The sequence below is a fragment of the Ralstonia sp. ASV6 genome (assembly GCF_016429285.1).
GTDB classification, from domain to species: Bacteria; Pseudomonadota; Gammaproteobacteria; order Burkholderiales; family Burkholderiaceae; genus Ralstonia; species Ralstonia flaminis.
Genome location: NZ_JAELUI010000057.1, coordinates 1 through 13142, shown reverse-complemented (window position 1 = coordinate 13142; position 13142 = coordinate 1). Strand labels below are relative to the sequence as shown.

15 protein-coding genes are annotated in these 13142 nt (G+C 60.8%); 5 read left to right on the top strand and 10 right to left on the bottom strand.

Going from position 1 to position 13142, the window contains the following annotated elements; all coding sequences use genetic code 11:
* Genes JHD73_RS13315 through JHD73_RS13270 form a run of 10 tightly spaced genes read right to left on the bottom strand, consistent with a single transcriptional unit; the run spans position 1 to position 8928 of the window.
* Positions 1-555: a hypothetical protein gene (locus JHD73_RS13315; RefSeq protein ID WP_199030749.1), complete on the bottom strand. Its 555-nt coding sequence runs from the start codon at positions 553-555 to the stop codon at positions 1-3.
* Positions 542-2017, bottom strand: coding sequence for a type 4b pilus protein PilO2 (gene pilO2, locus JHD73_RS13310; RefSeq protein ID WP_199030748.1), 1476 nt, complete (start codon positions 2015-2017; stop codon positions 542-544). Before pilO2 ends, JHD73_RS13315 begins: the two co-directional genes overlap by 14 nt.
* A 10-nt stretch (positions 2018-2027) precedes the next feature.
* Complete coding sequence (locus tag JHD73_RS13305) at positions 2028-3743, bottom strand: PilN family type IVB pilus formation outer membrane protein (RefSeq protein WP_199030747.1); 1716 nt, start codon at positions 3741-3743, stop codon at positions 2028-2030.
* Complete coding sequence (locus tag JHD73_RS13300) at positions 3743-4585, bottom strand: TcpQ domain-containing protein (RefSeq protein ID WP_199030746.1); 843 nt, start codon at positions 4583-4585, stop codon at positions 3743-3745. The genes JHD73_RS13305 and JHD73_RS13300 overlap by 1 nt, the downstream gene beginning before the upstream one ends.
* 34 nt (positions 4586-4619) lie before the next feature.
* Entirely contained in the window at positions 4620-5156 is a 537-nt protein-coding gene (locus JHD73_RS13295; RefSeq protein ID WP_199030745.1) for a hypothetical protein, read from the bottom strand.
* A gap of 12 nt (positions 5157-5168) precedes the next feature.
* Positions 5169-6233 carry a ParM/StbA family protein gene (gene parM, locus JHD73_RS13290; RefSeq protein WP_199030744.1) on the bottom strand — a complete coding sequence of 355 codons (1065 nt, stop codon included), beginning with the start codon at positions 6231-6233 and terminating at the stop codon, positions 5169-5171.
* A gap of 32 nt (positions 6234-6265) precedes the next feature.
* Positions 6266-6508, bottom strand: a complete 243-nt coding sequence (gene icmT / locus JHD73_RS13285) for an IcmT/TraK family protein (protein ID WP_199030743.1) — start codon at positions 6506-6508, stop codon at positions 6266-6268.
* The gene (locus JHD73_RS13280; protein ID WP_199030742.1) at positions 6501-7688 is read right to left on the bottom strand and encodes an ATPase, T2SS/T4P/T4SS family; all 1188 of its coding nucleotides are present in this window, start codon (positions 7686-7688) and stop codon (positions 6501-6503) included. Before JHD73_RS13280 ends, icmT begins: the two co-directional genes overlap by 8 nt.
* Positions 7688-8500: a type IV secretory system conjugative DNA transfer family protein gene (locus JHD73_RS13275; RefSeq protein ID WP_199030741.1), complete on the bottom strand. Its 813-nt coding sequence runs from the start codon at positions 8498-8500 to the stop codon at positions 7688-7690. Before JHD73_RS13275 ends, JHD73_RS13280 begins: the two co-directional genes overlap by 1 nt.
* A complete protein-coding gene (locus tag JHD73_RS13270) occupies positions 8500-8928 on the bottom strand; it encodes a DotD/TraH family lipoprotein (RefSeq protein WP_199030740.1) in 429 nt (142 codons plus the stop codon). Before JHD73_RS13270 ends, JHD73_RS13275 begins: the two co-directional genes overlap by 1 nt.
* An 807-nt stretch (positions 8929-9735) precedes the next feature.
* Here JHD73_RS13270 and JHD73_RS13265 point away from each other — a divergent pair.
* The 5 genes from JHD73_RS13265 (at position 9736) to JHD73_RS13245 (ending at position 12976) form a co-directional block, all read left to right on the top strand.
* The gene (locus JHD73_RS13265; protein WP_199030739.1) at positions 9736-10746 is read left to right on the top strand and encodes a site-specific integrase; all 1011 of its coding nucleotides are present in this window, start codon (positions 9736-9738) and stop codon (positions 10744-10746) included.
* Between the two features lie 4 nt (positions 10747-10750).
* On the top strand, positions 10751-11047 hold the full coding sequence (locus tag JHD73_RS13260; protein ID WP_233176948.1) for a hypothetical protein: 297 nt from the start codon (positions 10751-10753) through the stop codon (positions 11045-11047).
* A 108-nt stretch (positions 11048-11155) separates the two neighbouring features.
* Complete coding sequence (locus JHD73_RS13255) at positions 11156-11410, top strand: hypothetical protein (protein ID WP_199030738.1); 255 nt, start codon at positions 11156-11158, stop codon at positions 11408-11410.
* Between the two features lie 125 nt (positions 11411-11535).
* The gene (locus tag JHD73_RS13250) at positions 11536-12084 is read left to right on the top strand and encodes a type IV toxin-antitoxin system AbiEi family antitoxin (RefSeq protein WP_199030737.1); all 549 of its coding nucleotides are present in this window, start codon (positions 11536-11538) and stop codon (positions 12082-12084) included.
* Positions 12062-12976: a nucleotidyl transferase AbiEii/AbiGii toxin family protein gene (locus JHD73_RS13245; RefSeq protein WP_199030736.1), complete on the top strand. Its 915-nt coding sequence runs from the start codon at positions 12062-12064 to the stop codon at positions 12974-12976. Before JHD73_RS13250 ends, JHD73_RS13245 begins: the two co-directional genes overlap by 23 nt.
* The last annotated feature ends 166 nt before the right edge of the window (positions 12977-13142 follow it).

Sequence of the window (13142 nt, the reverse complement as noted above, 5' to 3'; positions counted from 1 at the left end):
TTAGTAGCGTGCGGGTTGCGCTGGCGCACCCGGTAGCGATTGGGGGGCCTGAACAAAGGCGCCGCCGGTAGCGTAGGGGGCTGCGGCGGAAGGGGCCTGCATTCGTGGCGCGGGCGGCGCCGCCAAGGGGAACGTCAGAGTGCGCGGTTTGCCAGCCGAGTCGAGAACAACGACCTTTTTTTCAGCGATGGAGATCGACTTGATCTTCAGGCCACCCGAGACCGTGGCGCCCTCGCCGCCCGAGCTCGTCGAGCCGTCCGCATACACCAGAACCGCATGCAGTCCGGCTTCGCCGTTCGTGATCATCTTGACGTGGGGCAGCAACGATTCCTGGCTCACGGTCGTCGGCCCCATCGGAAGACCCTGGCTCTTGTTCTTGGCGTCCTTCAGTTCCTGGTTCGCCTGAACCTCCCGCATCTGGGCCTTGGCGAGGATGGCTCCGGATTGAGCACGGCCGACTTCACCAATGGTGGCGGATTCATCAGCCGCCATGACCGGGGCCGCCAAGCTCAAGCCCACCATTGCCGCGAGTGCGAGCGCCTTACCGTTGCACATACATTTCTCCGGAGAAATCCCAGATCAAGGACGCTTCCTTGGCATTCAGGGACGTTTTGATTTTCGCGATTCGCAGACCTTGTTTGAGCTGCATTCCCTTGAGGACGTCGTCCGGAGGCAGCATGCTCTTGAAGCTGTAGTCGAACCGCCGCCAGGTTGCTTGCGGCGGCTGAGGCGGCGGCGTGCCGGGCGGTGTCGTGGCCGGATCAGGCGGCGGCATCTGAATCACCACCGGCACCTCGCGCATGGTCAGGTTGTCGATGACACGCTGATCATCGGAAATGCTCGCCTCCAACGACACAAGGAATTTCGCTGCCGCATCCTTCTTCGACAGGAGAGCATCGTCGCCCGCAACCGGAGCCTTGACCGGAAGCAGGATGGTTGCCATATCCCCGTTGTCGGTGAATGACACCGTGGAAAGATCATCGCTACCACCCAGCGCAGCAAGCTGCTTGCTCACCGTCGCGCCAAAGCCGGCTTGCGTGGTACCAACCGCACGCACGTAGTTGACCTTGGCAGACTCGCCCTCGCACTCGGCCGTCTGGAAATCCCAGCCAGCAATATTCAGGGGCAATCGCGAGACAACGCCATAGCATGCAAGCGCATAATCCTCAGCCGATGGCTGAGTAGCCCACGGGTGCCGGAGCGCCTCCTCTTCAAGCTTCTTGCGCGCATCGGCATTGGCGCGTGCGAGTTCCGCCTGGCGCCGCGCGGCCTCAGCCTGCTCGGCCTTTTCGCGCAGTTCCTGCTGATGGTGCTGCCAGCGATCGAAGCCAGTCAGCGCCACAGCGAGAATCAGGCATCCGCCGATGAGCAACCGCACCTCGGCGGGGGTCAACGCAAAACGCAGCGCCGTGAGCTTGTACTCCTTGCTCAGTGACGCTTTCGGGCCAAGCAGATCTCCGAGTTCAAGCTCTTGCGGAGCGAGATCAAACTCCGGTGGCGCGAACAGACAGTCGGAGGGGAACTTCTCGTTGTCCTTTTCGAAGGTGTTCCGGATTTCGTTGAAAACCGGGATCACGGAATCCCGATCAACGACGGTGTCACCTGTCGCAATGAGGCTGCCCTCCCAGGCCGCCTCAATCAGATACCGACCATCAGGCAGCTTGAATGCGCCCAGCCACGTGTCACGACCACCGATGCGCTTGCGGATCTCGCCATCGAGTGCCGCAGCAAAGCTGTACATCCCCTTGTAGGCGCCCTTTTCGGAGCTTACAAAGCCTGCTTGGATGACCTTCTCGTTCCGACGAAAGGCAACGACGTTCCAATGCCGCTGCCCGCCGATTCGCTTGGCTTCCGCGCGGTACTTGAGCTTGCTGGAAAGCTCCTGCCAGTGCATGCCGGCAACGAACTTTCGACCACCGATCTCGACAATCTCGATATTGAGATCGATCCGCTGCTCCTGCCGCTTGGCACGCGCCTTGGAGCCAGGAGCCAGCCGCGAGATTTTCCACTTGCCCATGCGTGCCCCTTCAGTCCATCAGGACCGGAGTGATCAGCACTACCAGGGAGCTGCGCGTCTTCTGCGCGTCTACACCTCCGCCGAAGATCCAGTTCCAGGCCACGCCCGTGCCATTGCGCGTGCTGCTGTCATCGGTCTGATTCAGGCCGGTCAGCACTAGCGTGTCGCCCGGGCTGATCCGCACCTTCTGAACCGTGTTCAGCGGCAGACTGATGTTCGGCGCCTCAACCTGAGTGCCGTTTTGCGAAATCACGCGAATGCCGTCGAGGTTCGACAGGTTCAGGTTGAAGTGCGCAAGGATGTCGTTGTTGTCTTGAACGTACGGGAACAGCGAAAGGCTGAAGCCGACGTTGATGGTGCCCATCTGAATCGACGTCGAGCTGCCGACTTGCGCCGTCTGCGTCGTCTGAATACCTGCGACGTAGCCACGCTGTGTACCGATTTGTGTAGCCACCGGCTGGAAGTTGAGCGTCGGCAACACCTGCGTACGCTCAAGTCGCGTCGTTCCTTGCTCGTTGAGGGCGCTGATAATCGCCTGCGTGCCGCTCCAAGGCGAACCGGACGACTTCAGCACCGAGAAGCCGGCGTTCACTGCAGCGCTCGGCGCTGCAAATGCACTGCCCGCCAAGGTCATGCCGAACTTGCCTGTGACGGTACCGTAGACCGCGTTCCAGTTGATGCCCGCCGAATCGTTGTTCGTGTTGGTGACCGAGTAGATGCTCACGTCAAAGCGAACTGCTTTGGACAGCCGCTTGTTCTGGAAGTCGATGTACTCTTTCGTCCCGTTGAGCACGTCCACAGGGCCACGGACAGTCACCGACGAAGTCGCCCTGGAGACGATCGCATTGCCCTTGCCGGCCAAGGTATCCAAGGCACTTTGAATGTCGGTCCAAAGGTCGGCCTTCAACTTGACAGCGGTGGCCTGCATCGTCGAGCTCGTGCCCTGCCCCGACGAGCCATTGCTCGTGCTCGAACCGGCCGCGCCCGTGGCGCCATTGACCATGGTCGTGCCGCTCTGGAAACTCGATGACATCGTCGACTCATCTGACGCGAGCGACGAAATCGAGAACATCTGCGTGTCGATTGCGAAGATCCGGAACGTGCCCGAATCATCCTTGCGCCAGCTCAGGCCACCGGCGCGGGCGCAGATCATGTCCATGAACCCGTCGCCGGTGCCGCTGTAGTTCACATCGATGAGGGGTTCGTTTCCGCGCCCCCGCGGCAGCATTGCGTTGAATGCGGTAGGTTGGCCGAAAGATGCTGCACCGCCGATCGCGCCCACAACAGGCGCCCCGCCAGGCGTGGCCATCCCCGCCGTCTGCATCTGCGCATTCGAGTTCACCTGGCCGTAGCCGGCCATCTGCTGAATCGCATCTTGCGTGACACGCACCGGCACCTTGCAGTCGCGCGACACCACCTGTGCTGCTTCGAGCAGCGAGATCGGTTGGTCTGTCGCAATTTCAATCCGGCACTTCAGTTGATTCTTCGCGCCGCCAAACTCGGAAGCGCGGGTGACCGGAGTCAGCGAAACATATTGCTGGTCCAGGTATTTGACGACGTCACCGTACTGGGTCACCTTGCGCGCTTGATCGATATTCGACTGGATCATCGCGGCTTGCTGCTGCGCAGTCGCCTCGGTATGGTTGGCGTGCTCGACAGTCGCGCAGCCAGCAAGGGCAAACGCAACGCACAAGGCAACGCGCGAAATCACTCGGTTGGCGTGCATCAGTTGGCGCCTCGCAATTTGACGTGGATGTAGCGCTGCGATCGGCTGATCTCAACGGTAAGAGGCTTGGGCGCTTTTCGGTAGAGCACCATCAGGTCGGCGACCGCCTCGTCTACCTGGCCGGTGAAGCGGAGCGGGGCAACGATCTTGTAGTCGACGCGTTCGCGATTGGGGCCATCGAAGGCATCCCACTCAAGCGTCCACCGATAGCGGTCACCCTGTGCAGCCGTCTGCTCCATCCAGTCCTGGAGGCCGTCGCTCAGCATCACGCCTCGCGGCATCGTCCACAGGCGGTTTGCGGGCGGCGCTTCGGCGCGCGGCGTGTCGGCCACTGCCGGCGCTGCCGGGGCAGCCTGCGCCGCAGTGGCGGCACTTGTCTTGCTGACACGCACCGAACCGACGATCAGGTTCTTACCTTCGAACGTACCTTCGAGGCCGACGTCCGAAAGAATCTTTTTCGCCACCACCATGCGCGGATTGTTCCCTTCCCAGGAAACTTTCTTACCGGCAGGCCAAGCGGCATTGGCGATGAGGCGGCCGCCCGTCGGGACCAACTCCTTGAGCGCCTTCTCAGGGGATTGATTTTTGGCGAAACCGTCAATGCTCTCGTTCCACTCAGGAGCGGGGCCGAGGTCTGTTGGAGGCGGCGTGCTCGCCGCAACCTGCGGTGCCGGAGCACTTGCGGCAGCGGAAACCGCTGCCGCATCAGGCTTAAATTGAGTCGGCGGGCTCAACGAGGCCTGCAGTGAAGGATCTATGTCGAAACCCGCATACGCCGCCAGCGGCGCGCCTATTCCGACGCTCAGGGCACCCGCAATGGCTGCCGCAACCCAAGTTTTCATGCCTGCCCCGTCCTCGTCCGCTTGCGCAGACCTATCATTGATTCCAACTCATGAGCCCGGACACATCGACCGGGCGCTTGCTACTTTTCGCGGCTTCCGCTGCCGCCGCTGGAGCTGCCGAAGACGCTTCTCGCGGCGACGGCTCTCGTGTAACAGCTGCTACCGCAGGCTCCTGATGCTGCGCGCTCGCTTGTGCGACCACCGCAGCAACGCTTTGCACATCGCTCTTCGCAGCCGGCACTGCCACCCGCTGCTCCGCCCCAACCACAGAAGGCGCCGCCTCACCGTTCTTCGCAGAGGCAGCAGTCCGTGCACGCGTCGAACCGGTACGCGGGCGACCGCGCAACCTGTTCCGCGCCGCCTGTTCACGCATTGCCGCCAACAGCAAGTCATCAACCGTATCGCCACAGCTGGCAAGGCCTCGCTGAAGCAACAACCGGGCGACCGCGCCTAGATTCCCGTTCGATACATCTGTGAACAGCTCGGCCAGCGCCCGGTCCTCTTCCCGGCTTCCATCGAGCGGAATAACGAAGCGCAGCGGCGCAAGCTCGTGTGCTTGTGTCTCTGCCATCGCGACACCCGCTTAGTTGGGCTGCAGGAATTTCGCGGCTTTAAGCATCCCCCGCGCATTCGCAAATTGCGGGTCATCCACGATTTCGCCGTGCGGGAACAAGCCTTTGAGGTGATCACGCAGAAGCTCGGCACCGCCGCCGACGAAATACACGCGCTCCAAGTCGGCACCGTCGAGCATCTTTCGCTGAATAGCCGCGACGATCTGCTTGGCCAACTGCGCCTTTTCTTCTTCCACGATCTCGGCGCAGTCCACGAACTTGCCGAAGAGTTTCAACTTCCCAGTGCGCACCGCCTCGTCGACTTTGGCGGGCGTGAGCGACGAAACCTTGAAGTGATGCTTGAGCTGCGCATCGACCGACTTGTGCAGCGACAGGCCACCCAGGTTGTCCGTGCCTGATCGGCGACCGTCGACCGTGGTGCCGCCATTGATGATCACGGCGCTATCGGTGGTCTTGCCACCGACGTCAGCGATGCCGATCGCACCGTTTGCGACCAGGTCTGCAATCTCGGCGTTTTGATTGCCTTCCTTGTCGAACAAGAGATCAAAGAAGGCGGCGATCGCTTCCGACACAACGTTGTGGCGCTCGATGCGCGCCAGCACAACGCTGTCGTTCTTGTTGGTAATGTGGCGACCCAGCAGGTTGTTGACCTTGCGCTGGATGAAATCGCTGTTCGGCTTGTTCGCCACAAAGTAGTCAGAGACAGGCAGCCCCGTCACGAGATTCACGCGCTGACCACCCATGCCGGCCTTGACGAGTGCGTGATGCACCAGCACCCGATTCATGTCCGACAAAGCGTATTCGGCAAACGTGGTTTCAATGAAAGGCAGCGTCGGCGACACGGCGAAGAGTTCGCCGGTCTCGGTTTCATACACGTTGTCTTCTGAGTCACCGAGGCTGATCAGGTCAGCGCCACGCACCACACGCGAGTCCAGATAGAACTGCTGCCAGTCATCAGTGACCAGCTTGAAGCCGAAATGCCCGTCGTCCATGCCGACGTGGCGCAGTGCGCCCTCCGCGTGGAGGGCCACCACCTTGCTTGCTTCTGCCGCTGCTGCTGCTGCGTTCTTGGTCATTTTGCTATGCACCCTAAGGGTTGTGGCGTCTCTTAGCGCAAAGGCCGGACGCCTTTAGTTGGCGACGAAATTTTCGTTCTCAGGGCACGACAAAAGGTCGGAAAGTCGTAACCCTTGCGCTGGATGATAGCAAAAAAAAATATAAAAAAGAATCCAAATGCCAACGGAATTACCGATTTCCACATCAGCAGCATCGGGAATGGGGAAAAGGCACGCGCATCGATCGGTCCGATCCGTGGCGTGTTGGCGGTGTACCGCCAGTGCGCGTCAGCCATGGGATGCCTGCAGTCGTTGCTTGAAGTAGTGCTTCATCGTGGCCTCGTCGATCTGGCCAGCGTCGAACGCTTGCTTTGCCGCGCGCCACATCGGTACCCCGAGGTCTTCAAGCGCCTCGCGCATATGCAGCGAGACTTTGGACGGCGACGTCCGGCTCAGCAGGTCGCGGCGCAGGTCGGCATCCAACATCAGGTATTCGCGCAGAACGGTCATCCCGCCGCCAAGCTTCGGCACGCGCACCTGGTTGAACATCAAGCGCGCCGTGTTGATCGCGTCGTAGAGCATCGCCTCTTTGGTTTCGTCGCTGAAGAACGACATGAGGCGACTGAAAATCGACGGCACATCGTTGGCATGCAACGTCGTGCCCACGGGGTGACCGGTGTTTGCCGCTTGCAGCACCGCTTCAGCGGTCGCGCGGCTGCGGGTTTCACCCACGATGATCATCTTGGGCAGGCGCCGCATCAGTTGCTCGATGCCGGCTTCCCATGTATCGACGTCGCGACCCACTTCGATCTGGAAAACGATGCTGTGGTCGCACAGGATTCCGTCGTAGACCTGCTCGATCGGCTCTTCCAACAGAACGATGTTTCCGCGGATCGGCGTCACATCCTCCAGGACGTGGCGAATGATCGAAGAGAAGAACGTCGTCTTACCGGAGCCCGTCGGGCCCGTGACCCAGATGATCCCGTCCTTGGGGGTGAGCGCTTCCACCACTTCCCGTGGCAGGGACGCATCCTTCAAGTGCGCCGGCTCGGAGTTGATCCGGCGCATCACGATCTGGATCCCCATCGTGCCGCGTACCTCGCCTCGGCCTGCGGCCACCCGGAATCGGGTGGCTTTCTTCTCGCCGCGGATGTCCGTCTCAACCGGGTCCTTGACGACATAGCTGGCCTTGATCTCGCGGCGCTGAATCAGTTCCGCGCTGGCCTTGTCGTTGTCCGACGCCCAATTGACCAAGCTCTCCACCTCTGCCTGCTCCAGGCGCCGAGCTGTCAGCTGTTCCAGTCGTCCATTCAGCTCAATGAGGATCGGCTCACCAGTCTGGATGATCGTTTCGCTCGCACCCTGCGCTACAACCTCCAACATGAGCTCACGCAGTTGCGGCCGAGCGTTGAACATCGCCGGTTCACGGAACCCCGTCTTCCTGGGGACAAGCTCTGCACGATGTGCCCAGGCCATCAATGCTCCTTCTTGCCGGGCTCACCGGCGGATTCCAACTTCATCTGAAGGCGCTCGTCTTCGCGACCAAGCGCCTGCCAGTCCTTCATGTTCGTGTTGAACGCCGGCAGCGTCGTCATGCGCAAGAGCGTCTCGTCCACGCTCATGGTGTCGCCCGTCGTATTGAGCGGCATGTCCATCTGCGCCACGATTGGCATCGTGACCATCTGGTTGTAGGCCAGCACCCTGTAGTTCTTCATGCCGACGTAGTCGCGCTTGAGCCGATTGAGATTGAGCTCGTAGGTTTCGTCGGCTTGCTTGACGCCGCTCTGCCAACCTTCGGCAACGGCGCGCTGCCAAATCTCACGTTCTGCCGAATTCGCGGGATACAGCACTGCCGAGGGCGGCGCGAGAGTGCCGGGATCCTGGAGGAGGTATTCGCGCCAGGACGGCGGGCGGGAAGTCAGGCGTGCCTGCGCTTGGAATGCCCAATCGGTCTTCGCGATCCGTATCGTGCGGTCGCCGCGCTGCGCGTAGATGTCGTCAACCCGGTTCAGCACCGGGGGAACGACCCGCCCCTGAATCATCAGCGGCGCAAAGTCCCAAATGACGTCGAGTTCGCGTGCCTTTGACTGCAGCACGTCATTGATGAGACGGCTCTCCGAGATCAGCCCGCCGCGTGCGCCGACGCCGAACGCCGCGTCATGCAATGCGTTCAGCCGGAAATTGCCGAAGTCGGAGCCCCCAGCGCCGGCAACTGCACGCTGCTCAATTGCAGGCTGGCTCAGTTGCTGGAGCGCCTCCAGCGATATCGCATCCGCGGTTACCGGCATCAGCTTGCCTTGCTCTTATAAGTGAGCTCGATCACGCCCGGGGTCACGCGCAGATCCAGGAAATAGTTCGCGGTCGTGCCGATGTAGCGCAGCACCTCGGTCACCGGCATCTTGGTCACGAAGACATTGACGTTCACCCGCTCGGGCGGGCGCTTGCCCGCCACGCGCAAGTCGTAACCGTATTTGCGTGCGATGTCGCCGACCACTTCCTCGACGTCACCATAGAAGTCATAGCTCACGCGATCGGACAACAGCCGCTGGCGCGCGGTCGCCTGACGCTGGACGGCTGCGTCAGACGTCATCGCCAGTTCACGCTGGGCGTTCACAGCCGCTTTTGCCGCATCGTTCAAAGACGACATCACTGCCTCGCGCCGCTGGTCTTCGTTGGTGACCTTGGCCACCGGTGCCGCGCAACCGCCCAACACCATTGCAGCGAGCCCCAGACACGCCGTCCTTCCAGCGCGCCCACGGCAAGCCCTTGTCCATCCGGTCGTCAACATGCGTACCCCATAACTCAGCTGAGATTGTTCAGTCCGCGTGATTATGTACCGCAAACGATGCGAAAACAAATTTTTTTTTGGAACGCAAATGTTCCAAATTCCAACGGTCGCGCACCCTCCTTTAGAGGGGGCCCAAAGCGAGCCGCCGCCCTTCTTCGGCAGCCTCCATCGCTATCGCACCCCGTTGTGACATCTGCGCACCCTGGTCGTACATGCATCGACTGCTAGCAACGTCCGGCCCGTGTTTCAGGCGCCTGCCGCAAATACTTGTTGTCGCCACAAAAATTTGCCTGAACTGCTCGATTTAAGTCCCCTCTCCATCGCGCCCGTAGGCTTCTTTAAAACCGGGTTACATGGAATCAATGGGTTAGCGGCTTTCGACAACAAATATTTGCGAATATTTGCTGTGATCTAAAATCATTGCCGTGATAGCAACGGTTCACAGTGAGCTTTAACCGATGCCGACTTTTGCGTCTTAAACGTGAACGTGAGGGGCCTTGTAACGGTATCTCTCCGAGTGTTATGACACCCGTTACGGACAGGCAAAGGCGTAGCGTTATGCGGTGCGCCGCAGACTGTCAGTAACGGGGGGAGATACCAATATGCGGGGTGCATGTTCACAACTGGCTTGACATGGCATCAATCACCACGCTATGAAGTCGGAAAACCGCTTTCAGGTTCCGCAAAGGACCTGCACGGCGACGTTCATGCATTGCCTGGCGCCTCGCACTACTCATGGAACCCTTCACCCGCCTCACCCCCACGAAATCCGAAGACACAAAGCGTGAATACGTGAAGTGCTATGAGCGGCTTCGACGTCGGTTTGGAAATGAACTCGGAAAAAAGGACCTGGCACCGGATGAGGTGGTAGCGCATTTGATTCTTCAGCGCACCAGCTTTGCCAAGCGAACGTGGCGGCATTACAAGGCATCGGTCATCTATTGGCTTGAAACCTTTTCCCCCCAGAGCGAAACCGCAATTGAAGTGCTGCGCTCTCACGGGTCCGCGGGGTTGCGTGACGGCGGCGCCAATACCAGTGCCCGCAAGAGGAAGGACGTCCCGGATTCCATCTGGAACGAGATCAAGTACGCGATCAGGGAACGGATCAAGCGAGGCCACAAGCACGCAGCGAAGCTGCTCTCGGTTTGCGAGGCCACACTTGCTGCTGGGCTGCGACCGAACGAGTGGGCGTTTTCCGAGTTGACGCGTCACGATGACAACCATCGCCTGGTGCTTCGGGTGAGGAACTCCAAGCACACCAACGGACGAGCCAACGGCGAGTATCGAGAGATGTACGTCGACGAGCTCACAGAAGACGAACTGCGCGCGGTGCGCGAAGCCTTGGACGCCTGTGCCGTCGACGCCCACGACGAAACGGACGTCCATGAGCAGGCAGCCAAGCTGCAGCTCGCGCTCAAGCACGAGCTGGAGGCCGCCCGCGCGCTCGCGGTCGCTGGCCAGCGGCGCCCGCGCTCCAGCATTACGCTGTACTCGTTTCGCCATCAGTTCAGCGCGAACGCAAAGCGCACGTTTGAGAACCCAGTACTGACGGCCGCCCTACTCGGCCACAGCAGCACACACACTGGCTTCCAGCACTACGGCAAACGCCGGAACGCCAGTAGCCGCGTGCGCGTGTATCCGACCGAGGCCAGTGTGGCGGCCGTGCAGAATCGGTATCTGGAAACCTATCGAGACCACGTAGCCCAGCGTGGGGCGAAGGCAGCTCCTGGTCCCATGAACCCCTGAGGCGATGATGTCTGACACCCCGGAATTCAATGATCGCGACATGCTCAAGGGAGCCATTGACTGCGCGATCGGTGCCCTTCAACAGGAACTGGATTCACTCATGGCCGTGGGCTCACTCAATGACCGCGCCTCGCGCGCCGAGCTCGTGAAGTGGCTTGAGGGCTTTGAACGGAATCACCGTGAGGAACGGTTCAACGAGATCTTGGCCAGGCGCAATTCCTGGGCACTGAAACTCGGTCAGAAAACGGATGACTTCTGGGACCAGGTCCTCAAGCAGATTGGCATCACGGACAAGCCTTGAAAGTCACCGAGGCACGGCCGGCAACCGGTATCGGGAAAGCCTTTGACAGGTGCCGTGCACCCCAACCCTTGGGGTCACAGGTACCCGTGAGGCGCCCTGCCTGGTGCAATGCACGCCCCGCGCAGCGGCCAAGGCATCCCCACGGAGCTGGATGGCGCAGCGCGCCTGAATCGGAAGTACCCGGTGCCGGACGCGGACGTTCATGGCCCTGGCCGAGTGACGCAGGTCAACGCCACGGCCAGCGGTGACGTGCCACGCATGACAACCAGGGCAAGCCACGCCGGCAGGCTGGCGGGCGCCGCTCCCGCGGCGCTGCCCCTGCCCCATTTTGCGCGGCAGCGCCGCGAGGTTCTATGGGGTTGAAAGATATCCGCCAATACTCGACAGTAACCGCCTCAATATTTCGAGTTTCTGTAGAGATAAGCCGTTGCCCTGCGGCTGTTCTTTACGTATGATGCCCGTATGTGTCTACTTTCTGTAGAGTTAACATGCAAGTACGAGAGTTGATCAAAGCACTTGATCACTGGGACAAGGCCGGCATCTGGGCTTTCTCCAGTGCGACCTTAGGCTTGGTGTTCAACGAAGACGTTCGGACGTTGCTGAAGTCCCTCGCGCGCCATCAGCGCCTTGGACTCATTACCCGTGTGGCTCGTGGCCTCTACATCAACCCTCGGGCCAGGTCGTTGCCGCCGGACGTATTGAGTGCGCTGGTTCCGTTCATTCGTCCTTGGGACTTCAACTACCTGAGCCTGGAGTCCGCGCTGTCGGAGGCCGGTTGGATCTCGCAGATCCCTTCCCGAATGACCTTGATGAGCACGGGCCGAAGCCAGACCTTCAACACCCCGTACGGCACCCTGGAGTTCGTGCACACCGCACGCAATCCGGAATCGTTCGCGGATGAACTGAACTATGACGGCCAGCGAGAGATGGCCGTCGCCACCCCAGACCGGGCACTGCGCGACCTGAAGCGCGTCGGTCGCAACCTGGACCTGGTGGCAAGCATGGAGAGCAGCAATGCAGCTACGCACGCGCACTGACTTGGTAGCCCTGGCTGGCAGGTATGCCAACGAATACCGGGTGCCCACGAGTACCGTCATCAAAGAGATCCTGCACTACGAGCTGCTCTTTTGCCTCGTGCAGAGCGGCGCCGCCGCGCAACTGGCCTTCCAAGGCGGCACGGCATTGCGACTGTGCTATCAGGGAACGCGGTATTCCGAAGATCTCGACTTCGCCGGAGGCGTGGATTTCAACCCTGAAGCGATGGCGCCGTTCGCTGAGCTGCTGCAGAAGCAGATCGCCGAAGCCTATGGACTGAAGGTCGAAATCAAAGTACCGAAGGCAAAGGATCCGACGGGGGGCGTCGAAGTGGCGCGCTGGAGTGCCAAGGTGCATGTGCCGCAGGCCGACCCAAGCGTGCAGCAGAACCAGGTCATCAACATCGAAGTCGCCAGCGTTCCTGCACACGATGTGGATCTAGTCGCGGTGACAGCGAACTACCCGCACTTGCCCGCCCCGTTCCGCCAGATCCTGCTTGCGGCAGAGTCACCGAAAGAAATTCTCGCCGACAAGCTGGTCGCGCTTGGCGCGCGGCCGTTCCTGAAGGCGCGCGACATCTGGGACATCAAACTGCTGACGGACCGGCAGATCCTTCCGGACATGGGGCTGATTGCCAAGAAGCTCGTCGACTATGGATGGACCGAGCAGGCCTTCAAGGAGAAGCTGCGGGAGAAGCTGGCGATGCTGGAGGAGCCTTCCACACTTCGGGCGTTCCACCAGGAAATGAGCCGGTTCGTAGACGGCAATGTCGCAACTCAGCTGGGCAGCCCTCTCCTCGCGAACCGATTCCTGAATCGCGCAAAAGAACAAGGCCTGGCTGTACTCAACGCAAAGCTCTCGCTCGACAGTGACTGTGACTTCAGCCCGATGTGAGGCAGCAAGGGTACCGGCGAATACCGTTGGCCACCCGTTGTGCAAGACGGCTGGCAAGCTGTCGGGCGCAGCGAAGGCGGCGCTGCGCAGACACCCTTGCGCGGCAGCGCGTGATGAAGGTCTTCACGGCTTGCCGCCAGGCAAGCCGTGCGCTATTTGAGATACC

What these genes read in the sequence shown, in the direction of transcription:
- JHD73_RS13315 (WP_199030749.1), bottom strand. Translation starts at nt 555, where the DNA reads ATGTGCAACGGTAAGGCGCTCGCACTCGCGGCAATGGTGGGCTTGAGC.
- pilO2 (WP_199030748.1), bottom strand. Translation starts at nt 2,017, where the DNA reads ATGGGCAAGTGGAAAATCTCGCGGCTGGCTCCTGGCTCCAAGGCGCGT.
- JHD73_RS13305 (WP_199030747.1), bottom strand. Translation starts at nt 3,743, where the DNA reads ATGCACGCCAACCGAGTGATTTCGCGCGTTGCCTTGTGCGTTGCGTTT.
- JHD73_RS13300 (WP_199030746.1), bottom strand. Translation starts at nt 4,585, where the DNA reads ATGAAAACTTGGGTTGCGGCAGCCATTGCGGGTGCCCTGAGCGTCGGA.
- JHD73_RS13295 (WP_199030745.1), bottom strand. Translation starts at nt 5,156, where the DNA reads ATGGCAGAGACACAAGCACACGAGCTTGCGCCGCTGCGCTTCGTTATT.
- parM (WP_199030744.1), bottom strand. Translation starts at nt 6,233, where the DNA reads ATGACCAAGAACGCAGCAGCAGCAGCGGCAGAAGCAAGCAAGGTGGTG.
- icmT (WP_199030743.1), bottom strand. Translation starts at nt 6,508, where the DNA reads ATGGCTGACGCGCACTGGCGGTACACCGCCAACACGCCACGGATCGGA.
- JHD73_RS13280 (WP_199030742.1), bottom strand. Translation starts at nt 7,688, where the DNA reads ATGGCCTGGGCACATCGTGCAGAGCTTGTCCCCAGGAAGACGGGGTTC.
- JHD73_RS13275 (WP_199030741.1), bottom strand. Translation starts at nt 8,500, where the DNA reads ATGCCGGTAACCGCGGATGCGATATCGCTGGAGGCGCTCCAGCAACTG.
- JHD73_RS13270 (WP_199030740.1), bottom strand. Translation starts at nt 8,928, where the DNA reads ATGGTGTTGGGCGGTTGCGCGGCACCGGTGGCCAAGGTCACCAACGAA.
- JHD73_RS13265 (WP_199030739.1), top strand. Translation starts at nt 9,736, where the DNA reads ATGGAACCCTTCACCCGCCTCACCCCCACGAAATCCGAAGACACAAAG.
- JHD73_RS13260 (WP_233176948.1), top strand. Translation starts at nt 10,751, where the DNA reads ATGATGTCTGACACCCCGGAATTCAATGATCGCGACATGCTCAAGGGA.
- JHD73_RS13255 (WP_199030738.1), top strand. Translation starts at nt 11,156, where the DNA reads ATGCACGCCCCGCGCAGCGGCCAAGGCATCCCCACGGAGCTGGATGGC.
- JHD73_RS13250 (WP_199030737.1), top strand. Translation starts at nt 11,536, where the DNA reads ATGCAAGTACGAGAGTTGATCAAAGCACTTGATCACTGGGACAAGGCC.
- JHD73_RS13245 (WP_199030736.1), top strand. Translation starts at nt 12,062, where the DNA reads ATGCAGCTACGCACGCGCACTGACTTGGTAGCCCTGGCTGGCAGGTAT.